At 39.3% G+C, this 17,209-nt stretch carries 18 protein-coding genes; 5 read left to right on the top strand and 13 right to left on the bottom strand.

Annotated features, from left to right (window positions below):
• Nucleotides 1-19 precede the first annotated feature (19 nt).
• Nucleotides 20-1,360, bottom strand: coding sequence for a class II 3-deoxy-7-phosphoheptulonate synthase (locus CCS77_RS04415; RefSeq protein ID WP_107916695.1), 1,341 nt, complete (start codon nt 1,358-1,360; stop codon nt 20-22).
• A 143-nt stretch (nt 1,361-1,503) separates the two neighbouring features.
• Here CCS77_RS04415 and rarD (CCS77_RS04410) point away from each other — a divergent pair, with 143 nt between their 5' ends.
• From rarD (CCS77_RS04410) to CCS77_RS04390, 5 genes are all read left to right on the top strand, one after another.
• Complete coding sequence (gene rarD / locus CCS77_RS04410; protein ID WP_009293763.1) at nt 1,504-2,391, top strand: EamA family transporter RarD; 888 nt, start codon at nt 1,504-1,506, stop codon at nt 2,389-2,391.
• The gene (gene rarD / locus CCS77_RS04405) at nt 2,375-3,262 is read left to right on the top strand and encodes an EamA family transporter RarD (RefSeq protein ID WP_107916694.1); all 888 of its coding nucleotides are present in this window, start codon (nt 2,375-2,377) and stop codon (nt 3,260-3,262) included. The genes rarD (CCS77_RS04410) and rarD (CCS77_RS04405) overlap by 17 nt, the downstream gene beginning before the upstream one ends.
• Nucleotides 3,255-3,707, top strand: coding sequence for an aryl-sulfate sulfotransferase (locus CCS77_RS04400; protein WP_107916693.1), 453 nt, complete (start codon nt 3,255-3,257; stop codon nt 3,705-3,707). The genes rarD (CCS77_RS04405) and CCS77_RS04400 overlap by 8 nt, the downstream gene beginning before the upstream one ends.
• A 318-nt stretch (nt 3,708-4,025) precedes the next feature.
• Complete coding sequence (locus tag CCS77_RS04395) at nt 4,026-5,492, top strand: McrB family protein (protein WP_107917292.1); 1,467 nt, start codon at nt 4,026-4,028, stop codon at nt 5,490-5,492.
• On the top strand, nt 5,464-6,654 hold the full coding sequence (locus CCS77_RS04390) for an McrC family protein (protein ID WP_107916692.1): 1,191 nt from the start codon (nt 5,464-5,466) through the stop codon (nt 6,652-6,654). The genes CCS77_RS04395 and CCS77_RS04390 overlap by 29 nt, the downstream gene beginning before the upstream one ends.
• Before the next feature lie 17 nt (nt 6,655-6,671).
• On the opposite strand, the gene CCS77_RS04385 is transcribed toward CCS77_RS04390, so the two are convergent.
• From CCS77_RS04385 to CCS77_RS04330, 12 genes are all read right to left on the bottom strand, one after another.
• Complete coding sequence (locus CCS77_RS04385; RefSeq protein ID WP_107916691.1) at nt 6,672-7,727, bottom strand: glycoside hydrolase family 3 N-terminal domain-containing protein; 1,056 nt, start codon at nt 7,725-7,727, stop codon at nt 6,672-6,674.
• Nucleotides 7,724-8,614 (bottom strand): NAD(P)H-dependent glycerol-3-phosphate dehydrogenase, encoded by an 891-nt coding sequence (locus CCS77_RS04380; RefSeq protein WP_021086264.1) that lies wholly within the window; start codon nt 8,612-8,614, stop codon nt 7,724-7,726. The genes CCS77_RS04385 and CCS77_RS04380 overlap by 4 nt, the downstream gene beginning before the upstream one ends.
• Before the next feature lie 12 nt (nt 8,615-8,626).
• Complete coding sequence (gatB, locus tag CCS77_RS04375) at nt 8,627-10,048, bottom strand: Asp-tRNA(Asn)/Glu-tRNA(Gln) amidotransferase subunit GatB (protein WP_107916690.1); 1,422 nt, start codon at nt 10,046-10,048, stop codon at nt 8,627-8,629.
• Nucleotides 10,049-10,211: 163 nt separating this feature from the next.
• Nucleotides 10,212-10,895, bottom strand: a complete 684-nt coding sequence (locus CCS77_RS04370; protein ID WP_002942300.1) for a F0F1 ATP synthase subunit A — start codon at nt 10,893-10,895, stop codon at nt 10,212-10,214.
• Between the two features lie 65 nt (nt 10,896-10,960).
• Nucleotides 10,961-11,722 carry a TSUP family transporter gene (locus CCS77_RS04365; RefSeq protein WP_107916689.1) on the bottom strand — a complete coding sequence of 254 codons (762 nt, stop codon included), beginning with the start codon at nt 11,720-11,722 and terminating at the stop codon, nt 10,961-10,963.
• Nucleotides 11,723-11,866: 144 nt separating this feature from the next.
• Complete coding sequence (locus tag CCS77_RS04360; RefSeq protein WP_107916688.1) at nt 11,867-12,403, bottom strand: superoxide dismutase family protein; 537 nt, start codon at nt 12,401-12,403, stop codon at nt 11,867-11,869.
• A gap of 66 nt (nt 12,404-12,469) precedes the next feature.
• Nucleotides 12,470-13,237 (bottom strand): TIGR02757 family protein, encoded by a 768-nt coding sequence (locus tag CCS77_RS04355; protein ID WP_107916687.1) that lies wholly within the window; start codon nt 13,235-13,237, stop codon nt 12,470-12,472.
• Nucleotides 13,234-15,105 carry a flagellar hook-associated protein FlgK gene (gene flgK / locus CCS77_RS04350; RefSeq protein WP_107916686.1) on the bottom strand — a complete coding sequence of 624 codons (1,872 nt, stop codon included), beginning with the start codon at nt 15,103-15,105 and terminating at the stop codon, nt 13,234-13,236. Before flgK ends, CCS77_RS04355 begins: the two co-directional genes overlap by 4 nt.
• A 3-nt stretch (nt 15,106-15,108) precedes the next feature.
• Nucleotides 15,109-15,540: a flagellar export chaperone FlgN gene (locus CCS77_RS04345; protein ID WP_012001657.1), complete on the bottom strand. Its 432-nt coding sequence runs from the start codon at nt 15,538-15,540 to the stop codon at nt 15,109-15,111.
• Nucleotides 15,541-15,556: 16 nt separating this feature from the next.
• The gene (locus CCS77_RS04340) at nt 15,557-15,760 is read right to left on the bottom strand and encodes a flagellar biosynthesis anti-sigma factor FlgM (RefSeq protein WP_201741727.1); all 204 of its coding nucleotides are present in this window, start codon (nt 15,758-15,760) and stop codon (nt 15,557-15,559) included.
• 58 nt (nt 15,761-15,818) lie between these two features.
• Nucleotides 15,819-16,118 (bottom strand): rod-binding protein, encoded by a 300-nt coding sequence (locus CCS77_RS04335; protein ID WP_107916685.1) that lies wholly within the window; start codon nt 16,116-16,118, stop codon nt 15,819-15,821.
• Complete coding sequence (locus tag CCS77_RS04330; protein WP_009293749.1) at nt 16,118-17,170, bottom strand: flagellar basal body P-ring protein FlgI; 1,053 nt, start codon at nt 17,168-17,170, stop codon at nt 16,118-16,120. Before CCS77_RS04330 ends, CCS77_RS04335 begins: the two co-directional genes overlap by 1 nt.
• Between the last annotated feature and the right edge of the window lie 39 nt (nt 17,171-17,209).

Here is a 17,209-nt window from a genome sequence, read left to right as displayed (position 1 = left end):
TCTCCAAATTTTATAAATTTTAAGCTTTTTTAACTAGATCAGCCATCAAAAATGCAAGCTCTAAAGCCTGATCAGCATTTAGTCTTGGATCGCACTGCGTCTCATATCTCTCTTTTAGCGAGCTTTCAGTGATGTTTAGCGCGCCACCAGTGCACTCTGTCACATCTTTGCCAGTCATCTCAAGATGCACGCCACCTGCTCTTGTGCCCTCAGCTTTATGAATTTCAAAAAAGTTTCTAACCTCGCTTAAAATTTTACTAAATTCACGAGTTTTGTAGTTGTTTGAGGTCTTAACGGTGTTGCCATGCATCGGATCGATGCTATAAACGATATTTAGCCCCTCGCGCTTTAGCTCTCTTAAAATTTTTGGTAAATTTTCGCCGATCTTGTCAGCGCCCATTCTGATTATCACATTTAGTCTGCCAGCTTCATTTTCTGGATTTAGCTTATTTGCAAGCGCGACAACTTCTTCAGCTTTTGCACTTGGTCCGATCTTTACGCCGATAGGATTTTTCACACCACTTAAAAAATGCACGTGAGCATCGTTTATACCGCGTGTTCTCTCGCCTATCCAAAGCATGTGAGCCGAGCAATCATACCACTCGCCACTAAGGCTATCAACCCTAGTTAGCGCCTCTTCATAAGGCAAAAGCAGTGCCTCGTGAGATGTATAGACTGCGGTTTGATTTATCGCTGGGGTGTTTGCCGAAGTGATGCCACAAGCTGCCATGAAAGATAGAGTTTTTGTTAGATCATCAGCTAGTTTTGCGTATTTCTCGCCTATCTCTGGCTTTTTAACAAAGCCTAAATTCCACTTATGCACCTGATGAAGGTCGGCCAAACCTCCTCTTGAAAAGGCTCTTAAGAGGTTCATCGTAGAAGCACTTTGATAGTAAGCTTCTATCATGCGTTTTGGATCAGGTACTCTTGCCTGCTCGTCAAATTCAAAGCCATTTATGATGTCGCCTCTATAGCTTGGTAATTTAACTCCATTTACCTCTTCATAGTCGCTACTTCTAGGCTTTGCAAACTGCCCTGCCACGCGGCCTACTTTGACCACCGGACAGCCACCACCAAAGGTTAAAACTATCGCCATTTGAAGCAAGACCTTAAACATATCTCTGATGTTGTTTGCGCTAAAATTTGCAAAACTCTCAGCACAGTCGCCACCTTGAAGCAAAAAGGCCTCGCCATTGCAAACTTTTGCAAGCTCATTTTTAAGACTTCTAGCCTCACCAGCAAATACCAAAGGCGGAAGTGCTTTTAGTTTTTCTTCAGCCTCTTTTAGCTCTTTTAAATTTGGATAAGTTGGTTGTTGCAAGATGTTAAATTCTCTCCAACTATCTCTGTTCCAAGTCATAAATTTTTCCTATCTTTTACCTTGATTTAGCGCAGATTATATCACGCAAAACTTAAAAAATAAAAGCCATTAATGGACTATTAAAGATATTTTGCATACAATCGCTACTTTAAATTTACCCAGAAAAAGAGAAGATTTTTTTCATGATAAAAGGCATATTTTATTCGCTTTTAGCCTCGGTTTTATTTAACTGCATCTACTACATGTCAGTGCTCATGAACCCCATCAGCACGCAAGCTCTTATTGGATACCGCATGATCTTTGCCATGCCTTTTGTCATCGCCGCCATTTTTTTGTTAAAACAGCAGCGAAATTTCAAATTTTTACTTCTAAAAATAAAGCTAAAACCTAAAATTTTACTAGTTTTGCTTGCTACCTCGCTCATCGTCTCATTTCAGATGTGGCTCTATCTCTGGGCTCCAAGTAACGGCGCAGCGCTAAAAGTCTCGATAGGCTACCTCATCATGCCAATAGTCATGGTCCTTTTTGGACGGATATTTTTCAAAGAGCACCTCTCAAAAACAAAGTTAGCATCGATATTTTTCGCTGCCATTGGCGTCTTTAGCACAGCAGTCATTAGTGGTGGCATCTCGTGGGAGAGCGCTGTAGTTTTTTGCCTTTATCCAGTCTATTTTACCATTAGAAAGTACTACAACCTTGCAAATTTCTCAAGCTTTGTTATAGAGATAATTTTTATGTTTTTATTCTCATTTTATTTTGCGCTCACAGCCGATATGGACTACGTAATGAGCCAAAATCCAAACATCTACTATCTGCTCATCTTGCTTGGTGCTATCAGCGGCATAGCCCTCATCGCCCAGATCCTCTCAAGCACGCTCGTGCCGATAAATGTACTAGGTTTGCTTACATATTTTGAGCCTATAATGATGCTTTTTGTCTCATTTGCCATCGGCGAGAGACTGGAGAAAAGCTCATACTTTTTGATGATCTGCCTAGCCATCTCTGTCACGCTTTTGATGATAGATAGTATAAATTCTATAAAAGGCGACAAAAATACCAAGACTAAATGAGAGCCAAAAAGGCGTTATTCTCGCGCTTAGCGCCTTTTTTATGTGGGGATTTTTGGCGGTTTATTTCAACCTCTTTAGCAAAGATATCGATGCTTATGAAATTTTAGCCCACAGGATCATCTGGTCGTTTTTCTTGATGGCGGCAGTGCTTTGCATTAATGGCAAAATGGGCGAAATTTTTGCGCTTCTTAAAGATATCCGCTCGCTAAAGGCTCTATTTTTAAGTGGTATTTTTATCACCATAAACTGGGGCGTTTATGTCTATGCGGTGGGTAGCGGCAAAATTTTAGATACGAGTTTGGGATATTTTATAAATCCCTTGATAAGCATGCTCCTTGGCGTCATCATCTTTAAAGAGCGCCTGAGCAAAGCTAGCGCCATAGCCGTTTGCATCGTCATCGCAGCCGTTTGCGTGCAAATTTACGCTAAAGGTGGCCTGCCACTTGTCTCTATCATCTTGCCACTTTCATTTGGATTTTACGCGATGGTTAGAAAGATGGCGAAGATTAGCGCATTTAACGGGCTTTTTATCGAAACATTTTTTATGTTTCCATTTGCGCTTGGCTACGTTTTATGGCTGGTTTTTCACTCGCAAAGCCACTTTGGACTAAACGAGGACTCACTTTTAATGATCGCTTCAAGCATCGTAACCATCGTGCCACTTGTCGCATTTAACGCAGCTACGACAAGGATAAATTTAACGACTATCGGCTACTTGCAATACATCTCACCAACCATCGCGATCCTTTGCGCGGTCTTCATTTATGGCGAAATTTTAGATGGCTACAAAGTCGTCTCATTTTGTATGATCTGGCTGGCACTTGCGATAATTAGCGTAGATAAATTTAGAAAAAGGAGTAAAAATGAATAGCGTTACGATCTATTTGCTGCTTGCATTTTTTGCAGCGCTTATTTTATATTTTCAGATACAAAAACTAACCAAAAAGCTTGACGATGATGGGGCGGTACCTGCCTATCAAAAGGCTGCGCAAGAGGTTTTAGAAAATTTAAACAACGCTGAGAAATACCCTAAATTTTGCAACGTCATACAAAAAAAGATAAACGCTCTAAGACAAGACATACTCTTTGAAGATGCGCTAAATGAGGCTAGCGACAAAGACAAAGCACTGGATCAGCTCGAGCAGACAAGAGATAAGGTCGAGGCGCTTTTAAAGCGGGAAAATGCAAACTGGGAGAGCGAACTAGTTGAAATTTTAGACGAGATCGATGGCTTTGTGAAGGCAAATTTAAAAAACGGCGAAGATAGAGCCGAAGAGCTAAGGGACGAACTAAAGAAAGAATTTGATGGGTTATGAGAGCGACTTTGCTAAATTTTGAAAATTAAAGGAGTAAGTGTGTTTGAGGATATAGACTATGACGGTTTTAAAGATTATTGTAAACAAACTTTAAGTAAAAACACAGTTCCACAATATCAAACCTATTTAAGAAATTTTATTAGTTTTTTAGAAGACAATAAAATTTACTCAATTTTTGACTATTATAATGCAAAGAGCAAAAATCCAAAATATCTAGAAGAAGAGTTTATAAAATCAGGAAGACCTAAAAAACATTTTTCTAATTATAACTCTGCAGTAAACAAATACATAGAATTTAAAAATGGCAAAGGAGATACAATGCCAACAGAAAACAATGGACAACAAAAAGCTAAGGTAAATTTTCCACTAAATCAAATTTTATATGGCCCTCCAGGAACAGGAAAAACATATAGGCTTTCAAAGATCATGGATAATTTTACTCAAAATCTCAATGTAAAATCGAACGATGACACTGACGCGCTATATGAAATGTTAAAAATAGAAAACTACACTTGGTTTCAAGTGGCTGCAGCCATATTATATGATGCAGCTATTTCAAATATTAATGGTGGTTGGCTTAAGTTAAACAACGGCATAGTAAATCACACTTTATTTAAATTAAAATCAATAAAATCTGGCTCAAAAAGACCAAATCAGACAATATCAACAGAATTGCTGGCTCATACAAAAATGGATTGCAAATATGTAAATATTAAAAGAAAAAATCCGCCTTTTATATTTGAGAAAAACGAGAAAAGTGAATGGTGTGTAGATATAAAAGCGCTCAATGATGAGTATCCTGAGGTCATAGAGCTTTACGAAAAATACAAAGAGATAAAAGATAAAAAAGTAGGCACAAGCTACACTAAAGAAAATTTTAAATTTATAACATTTCACCAAAGCTATGGATATGAGGAATTTGTTGAGGGCATAAAGCCTCTATTTGATAGCGAAAACGAAGATGGCGATATAACTTATGAGATATCAAAAGGAATTTTTTATCAGTGCTGCGAAAACGCCTTGCTTCTTAGTGATTACAAAAGCAAACTTAGGGACTTTTGCGATTTGCCAAAAGATGAGCGACAAAAGTTTTTTAATGAAAACACACCAAAATATGCCATCTTTATCGACGAGATCAACCGCGGAAATATATCTAAAATTTTTGGTGAGCTCATAACTCTTATAGAACCGTCAAAAAGGCTAGGTGCAGATGATGAGATAATGGTCGAGCTGCCATACTCAAAAGAGAAATTTGGAGTGCCGTCAAATTTATACATAATAGGCACGATGAATACAGCAGATAGAAGCATAGCTCTTATGGATACGGCTCTTAGAAGAAGGTTTGAGTTTGTGGAGATGATGCCAGAATACGACACGCTAAATGAAACAATCATTGAAGGCATCAATGTAGGAGAAATGCTAAAAACGATAAACGAGCGCATAGAGTATCTTTACGACAGAGATCACACGATAGGACACGCTTATTTTATAAATGTGTCAGACTTAAAAACGCTTGCAAATGTCTTTAAAAACAAAATTTTACCGCTACTACAAGAGTATTTTTACGACGACTGGGAGAAAATCAGGCTGGTTTTGGGGGATAGTCAATTTATCAAAGAAAAGAAGCCAGCAAATGCTTTATTTAAAAGCGGCACTGACTATATAAACGATAAAATTTTATACGAAATAGACAAAGAAGCTTTTTATGACAAGCAAAACTATCTAAAAATTTACAATTTAACAAGTAGCCAAGTAGATGAAGCAAAGTCAGATAACGATAACTGAGTTTGAGCGTATATATCAGCACGATATAGACAAAAAAGACTTTGGCGATATAGAAAATTTTATCCTTAAAAATAGCGATGAAAATGCGCCGTTTTTAAGGATATCAAGCGGGGTTGGCGGGAAATTTATACAAGCTAGAAACTACGTCGGTGTTTTGCAAACAAAAAGTGGCTTAACGATAGAGATTTTGCCAAAAATAGCAGACAAAAACGACGCCGAAAGATCAAAAGCAGTTTTTATAAAAATGCTAAAAACTCTAAGAAATTTCCCATTTAAAAGCTCAAATTTAGCCAGTTTAAAAACACAAAATTTACCGCTTTTGGAAATTTTCATCTCTATGTTTTTAAGTGAGCTTGAAGCTCTTGTAAAAAAGGGGATAAAAAGCGACTATGTAGCGCTAGAAGAGAACCTAAATTTTCTAAAAGGAAAGCTTAATATAAACGAGCAGATAAAAAGAAATAGCATCCACAAAGAGCGGTTTTACGTAGGATACAGCGAATTTTTAAGCAATATAAAGATAAATAGGATCATAAAAACAACACTTAAATTTCTATACAAAAAGTCAAATTCTAGTAAAAATCAGCAAAAAATACGCGAGATTTTGTTTATATTTGATGAGGTTTTGGAGTGTGAGGATTATAAAAATTTCTTTGCAAAGCTTGTCATGAACCGCCAAGTAAAGCACTACGAGCAAACTCTTTTATGGTGCAAGATCTTTTTACTTAACAACTCATTTACACCGCATAAAGGCGATGATCTAGCCTTTGCCTTGCTATTTGATATGAATGCACTTTTTGAAAGCTATGTTGGAGATTTTATAAAGAAAAGCTTTCCAGACGCTATATTACAACACTCAGAAAAACACCTCGTTGAAGATCCAAAAAGCTTCAAACTAAGGCCTGATATATTTTTAAAAGGCAAATTTATAGCCGACACAAAATGGAAGATCATAAGCTCAAGAGATGATATCTCACAAGCCGACTTATATCAGCTATATGCTTACGGCAAAAAACACGAGTGTGACAAGCTACACCTCATCTATCCAAAGATAGATGACATAAGACAAAAAACTATGAATTTTAGATACGAAGATGAAATGTGGCTTGAAATTTTATATTTTGATCTTGAAAAAGACGAAAATAACGCAAATTTACTAGCGTAACTTTCTAAAAGCCAAATTTAAAGCTTCGATTTTAGCGCCATTATCCTCTTGTATGATGCGTCGATTCGCTCTTTGCTGATCTTTTTCTCATTTACAGCATCGATTATGATCTGAGTGATTAGATCAGCCGTTCTTTGGTTGTTTATTTTAAACTCACTAAAGAGCAAGATATCACCACCAGCGTTTATAAATTTCACCACTTTTTGAGCTAATGTCTCGTCGCCAACGCCTTTCATCAGCATATCATCGCTGATAACCACGCCATTAAATTTAAGCTCATTGCGAAGCAGATCGGTTATTATTTTTTTAGAAAGTGTGGCTGGATTGTCCTCGTCGATGCCTTTTACAAAAAGGTGTCCGACCATGATGACCTGTGCTCTACCAGTGCTTATGGCGTCTTTGTATGGTAGTAGTGCGTCTTTACTTAGCGTGACCTCGCTCTTATTTTTATGTGAGTCCTCTTTTGAGCTGCCGTGTCCTGGGAAGTGCTTAAGTGTCGTTAGTATGCCCTGCTCTTTAAATGCGTCCATAAAGGCATCAGCGTAGATCACAACCTTGCTTGCATACTCGCTAAAAGCCCTTTGCTTAGCAGCGATGATCGGCGAGTTTTCATCGTGCAGATCGACCACTGGGGCGAAATTTAAATTTATGCCGCACTCTTTTAAATTTATAGCCATTTTTGAGTAGAGATCGTATGCGCTTTTGATATCAAGCGTGCTTGCGACCTCGTATGCACTAGGATATGGACCATCAAAACTCTTATCCTTCATACGGCTTACGTTGCCGCCCTCTTCGTCGATAGCGATGAAAATTTTAGGACTTTTCTCTTTGATCGCCTTTATGCTAGCTTTTAGTTGGGCTTTGTTGGTGACATTTCTGCCAAGTAGCATCACTCCGCCAAATCTCTCGTATCCAGCGTCGCTTAACATCGCGCGAAACGCAGCGTCTTTTGTGCTAGCTCCGTTAAAGCCAACCATTATCATCTGCGAGACCTTGGCCCTTAGGCTCACCTCTGCGCCGTTTAACCCCAGAGCAAAAATAGCCACAAAAAGTATAAATTTAAAAGCTCTCATCTTCTTCCCAAAAGCGATTTTACGCTCTCAAAAACATCTTTGCCATTTAGCATATTTTCAACCTCGCTTGCGATGGGCACATATATGCCCTTTTCTTTAGCGATCTTGCTAATGGCCCTTGCAGTATCCACACCCTCTGCCACCTCGCCAAGCTCATTTAAAATTTTCTCCAGCCTCTCGTGCCTTGCGATGCCAAGACCTACGCGGTAGTTGCGTGAAAGTATCGATGAAGCGGTTAAGAAAAGATCACCTGCGCCGCTTAGCCCCATAAATGTCTCATCTTTTGCACCAAAAAATTTGCCAAATCTAGCCATCTCAACAAGCCCCCTCGAAATGAGACTCGCCCTTGCGTTATTGCCAAGACCAAGTCCGTCGCAGATGCCACCAGCTATGGCGATCACGTTTTTATAAGCCCCGCACACCTCAGCGCCGATCACATCATCAGAAGTGTATGCTTTCATATAGCTTGGGAAAAATGAGGCAAATTTTAAAGCTAAATTTTGGTTTTTAGAATTTACCACCAAGGCGCAAGGTAGCTTTTGCATGATCTCTTTTGCAAAGGTCGGGCCTGAGAGAAAGGCTAAATTTTCTCTATCAACAAAGTCTTCATAAATTTCATTTAAAAATTTAAGATTTGCCGTGTCTATGCCCTTGCTGGCAACTAAGATCTTTTGACCTTTGTTTTTGTAGTTTTGCTTTAACCATAAATTTGTAGCTTGCGTTGGGATCGTGCAAACTAGGTATTCGCACTCCAAAGCTTCATCTAAACTTACAAAATTTGGCATCTCTCTTGGCGTTCTTGAGCTGATGACGCACTCGTTATTTTCACTAAATGCGTGAAAAAGCGCACTGCCCCACTTACCAGCTCCGATGACTGCTATGCTCATTTTAGCCCTTTTTTAGCCTATTTTGGCCTTTAAAAGTTCATTGACCTTGCCTGGGTTAAACGCACCCTTGCCCTCTTTCATCACCTGACCGACAAAGAAGCCAAACATCTTATCTTTGCCGTTTTTATACTCTTCGACTTTGTCGGCGTTTGCGGCTAAAATTTGATCTATGATCGCGATGATCGCTGAGTCGTCGCTCACTTGTTTTAAGCCAAGCTTTTCGATGACACTATCGACATCTGCGTCATTTTCCATTAGATAGTCTAATACCTCTTTTGCAGCTTTACCGCTTATCGTGCCATCTTCTATGCGTTTTAGTAAATTTATCATCTTGGCGCTGCTAACTGGGCTTGTCTCGATCGTTACGCCGTTATTTAAGCGGCCAAGAAGCTCGACTATAAGCCACGTAGTAGCAAGTTTAGGTTGAATTCCAGCAGCGATCAGCTCTTCAAAATATCTAGCCATCTCAACGCTTTGAGTTAAATTTAGCGCATCACTCTCTTTTACGCCTAGCTCACTAACATATCTTGTGACCTTTTGCTCGGCAAGCTCTGGAATTTTGATCGCTTCGTTATACATCTCTTCTGGCACTTCAACTGGGAGCAAATCAGGGTCAGGGAAGTATCTATACTCCGCGCTATCCTCTTTGCCACGCATCGATCTTGTCACTAAATTTGTCGTGTCAAACAGCCTTGTCTCTTGATAGACCTCTTCGTCATATTTGCCATCTTCCCAAGCTGTACTTTGGCGTTCTACCTCATAATCAATCGCTTTTTGGATAAATTTAAATGAGTTTAGGTTCTTTATCTCGACCCTTGTATAAAGATTTGTGTCACCTTTTGGCCGGATAGAGACGTTTGCATCGCAGCGGAAGCTACCTTCTTGCATATTTGCGTCGCTGATGTTTAAAAAGCGAAGGATCGAGTGTAGTTTTTTAAGATAAGCTACCGCCTCGTCGCTACTTCTAAGGTCTGGCTCGCTAACTATCTCAAGAAGCGGCGTGCCGGCCCTGTTTAGATCGACCAAGCTCTCGTTTTCTTCGTGGATGTTCTTGCCAGCGTCCTCTTCAAGGTGCGCTCTAGTTACGCCGATACGTTTTTTAGTGCCATTTACGTCGATGATGAGCTCGCCACCTTCTACGATAGGTATCTCAAACTGTGAAATTTGATATGCCTTTGGAAGGTCTGGGTAGAAGTAGTTTTTTCTATTAAAGACTGATTTTTTATTTATCTTAGCATTTATCGCTGTGCCAAAGCTGATCGCCTTTTTAACAGCCTCTTTGTTTAGCACAGGTAGCGCTCCAGGCAGAGCTAGGCAGGTTGGACAAACGTGAGTGTTTGCCTCGTCGCCAAAGCTAGTAGAGCAAGAGCAGAAAATTTTAGTTTTTGTATTAAGCTGAGTATGAACTTCTAAACCGATAACGACTTCAAACATATTTTTACCTTTAAATTTATGCAAATTTTTAGTGCGTATTTTAGCGATACTTTCTTTTAAAATATCTAAAGGGGAGCTTTAGCGATACATTTATATAGGTTAAAAAGGTTTTTGGAAAAGAAATTTAAAAGAGAAAAGCCATATAAAAATATGGCTTTAAATTTTAATGCTCGTGCTCGCTAATAGCGACTGCGCCAGCTAGATAAACGTAAGTTAGCATCATGAAGATAAATGTTTGCAAAACAGCCATAAGTGTTAGAAGTGCAAAGGCTGGAAGTGGAGCAAACCAAGGCGCAAGTGTAAGCATCGCAAGTAAGAACAAGTCATCGCCCTTGATGTTACCAAAAAGACGAAAAGATAGCGAAACTACACGTGAAAGATGTGAGATGACTTCGACTGGAAACATTATCGGAGCTAGAAATTTATTTGGTCCCATGAAGTGTCCAAAGTATTTGAAAAAGCCATTTTCTCTAATGCCCTCAAAGTTGTAGTAAATAAATACAACCAAAGCCAAAACTAGGGTTAAATTTAAGCTTGAGCTTGGTGACTCAAAGCCAGGGATGATGCCAATGACGTTTGAGAAAAATACGATAAAGCCGATAGTTGCGACAAGCGGGAGGTATTTTCTAGCTAGCTTTTCGCTACCTAAAGTATCCTTGCCCATAGAGATAACGCCCTCTAAATAAGCCTCAACTATGTTTTGAAGGCCTCTTGGCACAAGCTGCATTTTACTCCTTGCGATGTAAGCAACGATGAGAATGATCAAAGCTACAAGGCAAAAGTGAAATGCGTAGACAAAGGCATGTGAATGGTTTAGCAAATTTGAGAATAGAAACAAATCTTTCATTGATTTACCTTAGATTTAGAATTTTGCGTGATTGTAACAAAATTATTGTTAAAACATTTTTAATTTTAAGCCTTGAAGTAGTCAAAAAGTAGTTTGCAAATGGTCGCTGCGACAACTATCAAAAACATCGTTCTAATAAATTTGACCTCTTTTTTGATGACTAAATTTGAGCCAAAATAAGCTCCTAAAATTTGCCCCACAGCCATCAAAAAGCCAACTAGCCAAAGTATCTGCCCGCCGGCTATAAAAACGCCAAGTGCAACGATGTTGCTAGTAAAATTTAAAGCCTTTGTGTGAGCGACCGCCTTTTTTAAATTTAGCCCAATTAAAGCCACCATCGCAAACATCCAAAACGAGCCTGCTCCTGGGCCAAAAAAGCCATCATAAAAGCCAAGAATTAGTCCAAATATGACATAAAATAGCCTCTCATTCATCTTTGCAGCCCTGTCGTTCTCGCCTATTTTTGGCATAAAAAGCGTGTAGATGAAGATGGCGATTAGCAAAAATGGGATGATTATTTTTAAGAAATTTGCATTTAAAAATAAGATGAGCGTTGCGCCAATGAGGGCTCCGATAAATGTAAAAACTATGCCAACAAAGCACTCTTTGTAATTAATCAGCCCTTTTTTAGTGAAATTTAGCGTTGCCGTGAAGCTGCCAAATACGCCTTGAAGCTTGTTTGTACCAAGGGCTAGATGAGGTGGCACGCCCATAGCCATGATGGCTGGCAAAGTGATAAGTCCGCCGCCTCCTGCGATCGCATCGATAAAACCGCCCAAAAACGCGGCGACAAAAAAGACAGTGTAGCTAAGTAGGTCAAATTCCATTTTTGTTCTTTGTAAATTTAAGTTAAAAAGCGGATTGTAATTTAAAATTTTGAAATTTCATCTTAGAAACGGGGGTTAAATTTGAGCGTGAAATTTAAAAAAAGCCTTTAAACATTAAATTTAAAGGCTTTTTGTGGGGTTTAATTATTTAATAACGCCGCAAAGCATTCTAGCGCCGCCACCGCCAAGTGCTTTTGGCTGGTCGCTGTGGTTGTCACCACCGACATGAACCATTAGTGAGTGACCTTTTAGCTCGTCAAGGTTTTTTATCTTTGGAGCTAGCACTGGGTAGTTTGCATTGCCCTCAGCATCTACATAAAGTGCTGGTAGATCGCCTTTGTGACCCTTATCATCCCATGCAAATGAGTGCATCTTTGTCTCAGCTGGATCCCAGTGACCACCTGCTTTCATACCAAGACCTTTTTCAGTCGCGCCACAATCAGCATTTTGGTGAACGTGAAAGCCATGAAGTCCTGCAGGAAGACCTTTTAAATTTGGAAAAAATGCAACGCCGTAGTTTGTCTTAACAGCTACTACTTCGCCAACGCTCTTATCGCCCTTTTCGCTTAGCTCATTAATAGGTATGACTAGATGCTCGCCAGCCTTTGGATCAAAGTGATGACCCTCGTGAGCAAAAAGCAAAGTTCCTAAAACTGCACTTAGTAAAACGATTTTTTTCATACAAGCTCCTTATGGATAAAATTGTATGGTAAGTCTATCCTAAATTTAGAAATTTAGCAATAATTTTTATTTTTTAAGATTTTTTACGATGGTTTCTAGCTCTTTGCTCTGCCCTATCCTGTAAAGCGCAAAGTCGTATTTTATCGGGTCTAGCTCGTCAAATTCTCTAAGTTTTTTTGTAAGCTCCATGACCGCTTTGAAGTCGTAGCTCTTTCTATTTATAAGCCCTAAATTTAATGAAACCCTATGCGTATGCACGTCAAGCGGCATCAAAAGTCTATCTTTTGGCAAATTTTTAAATAGCCCAAGATCGATGTCGCTATCTCGCACCATCCAGCGAAGATACATATTGTAGCGTTTATATGGGCTTTGAGGCTCCCTCTCAAAACTCTTGCCAAAGAAAAACTCATATCCATCTGAGCGGTAAGAATTTAGCCCATAAATAAATTTAATAAGCTCATTTACTGCTTCTATCATCTCGCCGTTTTTTGCAAGACCTTGGCACAAAATTTCTTCTATATCAGCTTCTTTTTTCAGGCGTGAAAGCGTGATAAAAATTTCTTTTACGTCGTTTTCATTTTGAAAGCGGTATTTGAAATTTGACAGATTTTTCTTGATATTTTGTTCGCTCTCATCAAGCAGGCTAAATTCAAGTGAATTTAGAAATTTCACTATCATTTTTGCATTGCCATAGGCAAATAACGCACAAATAAGCGCTATGTTTGGCTCTTTAAATTTAGTAGCTACTTGAAGTGGATCCGGGGCGTCAAATAGCCCCGAATTTGTATTTTTGCTAAGTACGTGTGAGTCTAAAAGGCTCTTTAGTTCGCTCATTGTTTTAGTGAAAGAAGCGTGTCAAGCATCTGATCAACTGTCGTGATGATCTTTGCTGCTGCGCCGTAGCTTGCTTGAAAGCGGATCAAGTTTGTAAGCTCTTCGTTGGTATCTACGCCGCTTGTTGATTGAAATTCCTCTTCAGCAGTCCTTTGCAAAGATGTGTTTGTGTCGTGGATAGTGTTGTTCGCCTCGGTATCGCTCGCCATATCGGTTGTGAAATAACGATAATATCCCTCGATCGTCTCATCTCTATCAAGCGCAGTGCCACTTGAGTAAAATGTCTGCTTTTGATACTGAAGCTGGATCATCTTGTTTGCAACTTCGTTGTTTCCGACAACTGGCTTTGAGTAGGCACGAAGCTTTGTGTGATCTTGGGTGAAATTTTGATTGATGCCAATTGTATTTGAGTTTGTACCAGAGAAAAATCTGTTGATACCAACAACACCTGGGAAATTAGTGCCGTGATCGACTATTGAGATGCTATAAAGCCCTTGAGCTTGCTTTGGTATGAGCGCAAATGTGCCTTGGTGCGTGTTTTTATCATAAAAATACGACGCTTCAAAGAAGTCATCGACGTCATTTAGCATATTGTTGTCGTTGTTATCGTCTGAATTTGAGTTAAAATCCTGCACAACAGAGTTGCCGTATTTTGTATCGTTCATCGTCGTAGTGCCGTTTATCTCGATGGTCTTTTTAGCTACGACGTTACCCTTGTTGTCATAAACGATAGCATCAAAACTGCCGTTTCTTATGCTGTTATCGTGGTTCATCAGCGTCTTGTCGTTTTCTAGATAGCTGATCGGATCTGAGTTTGAAATTTCAACCGCAGACTCGGCATAGACGTTGTTTGTGCTAGTTATTAAAGTTTTTGAAAATGTATTTAGATTGTCTATATATTTTTGGATGATACCATCGCTAAATTTATCATTGTCTGGCTCGTAGTTGCGGCCTCTAAGATCAAGCGCGGCGCCTATCTTGCCATTTGTGATCTTCTCCTCCATAGGGATGCGTCTGCCATCTTCTCTTTCATAATAAATTTTCGTGTATTGCCCACTCTCGGTTGAGCTCATAGAAATTTCATGAAAATTTACACCATCAACGATGCTCACACCGCCGATATTTAGGTTGTAGTATCTTCCTTGATCGCTTATGCCAGTATCTATCCTTGACTCGCTTTTTAGATCGCTTTTATAAACAGCCGTATTTACCAGCTTTGACATAGCAAGCTCTAGCTCATCGCGCTTGTCGCGAAGGTCGTTAGCATTTATCTTGATACCAGCATCTGCGCCTGATTCAACTCTTTGAATTTGTTTATTGATATTTGCTATTTGCTTGCCAAGTGAGTTTATCTCGTTTATATTTATCTTTATAGTCTCATCTATCTGCGTGTGCATATCATAAAGCATCTTTGATGAGCGATTGATGCTAGCTGTTAAAACGCTAGCTTTGTTTATCAAATTTACCTTTTGAGCGCCCTCGTCTGGGTTTGAAGCGAAGTTATTCCACGCAGCAAAATACTCCTGTATATCTTTTATCATGCCATTATCTTTTAGATCTGGGAAGTATTTTGTCGCCTCTTGTAAAATTCTCTGTTTATAGCCTGTATTTTCTAAATTTGATGATGAATATTTTAGTCTTGAATAGGCAAACTCGTCGTGAAGCCTTGTCACGGTATCTACTTGCGTACCTGTGCCAACGCCACCAGGAACAGTGTTCATCGCTGGAGATGCAGACTGGACTACACGCTGCCTTGTGTAGTAGTTACTATCGGCGTTTGTGATGTTGTTTCCAGTTGTGCTTATTTGCACTTGGGCTGCATTTAGCCCTGAAACGCCTGTGCCTAATGACATAAAGATATTAGCCATTTGTTAAACCCTTGATTTGTAAAAATTATTATCTGTGCCGCTGCCGTCTTGTCCGTATTCATTAGTCTGAGTGCCAAAGACTTTTTTGCTAAGCGAGTCAAAAAACTCCTTAACAACAACGACGTGTCTTGCATATTCTTTATTTACTTTATGCAAAATTTCAAGCTTTGAACGCATAAGCACTAGCTTTGACTTCACTTCATCATCTAAAACATTTGCAAGTGTCGTAGTGCCACTCTCTTTTGAGACCCTTAGCAGCTCTTTATCCAAAGCTCTTTTTGTATCTTCAAAAGCGCGAACAAGAGCATTTTTCTTCTTCACGCTCTCATCAACGCTTGAGTGCTTCGCCTCTTTTATATTGGCGATATCTTGCATTGTTAAATTTATAAGCTCGTCTAGCTCGCCTATGGCCTCGTCCAAAAGCTTCTTTATCATTTAAATTCCTTTAAATTTAGAGCAACGCATCAGCCACAGCCTTAGCTGTTTTAGAGATATCTACCTGATAGGTGCCATTTGCTATTGCATCAGCTATCTCTTTTACCTTTGTGTTTTCGTTTGTTTTTACTTCTTTGTTTTCATTTTCAACTCTAGCATCGCTATTTTTATTTAGCGTATTTGCCTGGTAGTTTGGTCTTTGGTTCAAAGGAGTTATCATATCCATACCTCTTAAAATAAAATGTTTATATCACTACATCGGCAAAATATAAATTTACTTAAGAGTCTCTCTTCAAAAAATCGTATAAAAGTTCTGAAAAACCTAAATTTCCACTCAAAGCTTTGCTCATAGCATCGTTATACATAGACCTGTAAATGTCGCTGCCAGCGGCTTTTGGATAGAGTGAGTTCTTATCATCTTCTTTTAAAGCGATATCAAGCACAGCTTTTACCATATATGCTTCAAAAGCGTCAGTTTGCTCTTTTAAAAGTGCGTCTTGTTTACTATTTAGGTTTTTTATCTTGTTTGCTGAGATGTCGTTATACGAATTTAGTGCTAAGGTGTTGTCTATTTGCATTATATTATCTCCAGATCGACTTGTATCGCACCAACTCGTTTTAAATTTTCAAGTATCGAGATGATGTCACTTGGTGTTGCTCCAAGTTTGTTTAGCGCTCTTGTCACGTTTGCAACGGTTGTTTTTTCGCCTGAAATTTTAAGTAAATTTTGACTAGGAGCCACCGAGGTGTCGCTACCTATATTTACATCATTTTGCGCCGCCTCTTCATAGCTGTTTGGCTCTATCTTTATTGTAATTGCGCCATGAGTTATCACGACTGGACTAACTACCGCGTTTATACCGCTAACTATCGTGCCAGTTCTCTCATCAACTACGATCTTCTCATCTGGCTTATACTCCACATCAAGATCAAGCACAGCGCTTGCAAGCTCGATGATGCTAACGTCATCTGGCTTTTTAACGATAACCGTTCTTGGATCGATCGCCTTTGCAGTATCGTCTGAGATGTTTGCATTTATGGCGTTTTGGATATCAAGAGCGGTTTTAAAATTTGTATCTTTTAGGCTTAGTTTTATGCTATCTTGATTGTAGATATCGTAAGTGACCTCGCGCTCCACAAGGGCGCCATTTAAGATAGTGCCTACGGTTGGGTGATTGCCGCCACTTCTTCCTGCGCTCTTACCACCGATACTTAGAGGTCCTTGAGCCAAAGCGTAGATATCGCCATCAACGCCTTTTAGTGGGGTCATAAGAAGGGTGCCACCTTGTAAGCTTTTTGCATCGCCGATAGATGAGATCTCGATATCAAGCTTGTCGCCATGCCTTGCAAATGCAGGCAATTTTGCTGTCACCATAACAGCAGCTGCGTTTTTAGACTTGATATCATCTGGATTTATCTTGACATTTACGCCTTGAAGCATGTTTGATAGCGACTGGATCGTAAATTTTGACGTTGAGCCGTCCCCTGTGCCGTTTAGTCCGACGACTAAACCATAGCCTATTAGCTGGTTGTCCCTTACGCCAACGATGTTTGCAAGCTCTTTTATCTGCGTAGCAAAGGCTGAAGTAGCTATCACCGAAGCTGCTACAAAAGATAAAATTTTTTTCATATTTTTTCCTAAAATTTAGCTATTTTAGGTTTTTAAAGC

The organism is Campylobacter concisus (genome assembly GCF_003048375.1).
Classification (GTDB): domain Bacteria; phylum Campylobacterota; class Campylobacteria; order Campylobacterales; family Campylobacteraceae; genus Campylobacter_A; species Campylobacter_A concisus_T.
This window is presented reverse-complemented; position numbering and strand designations above follow the sequence as displayed.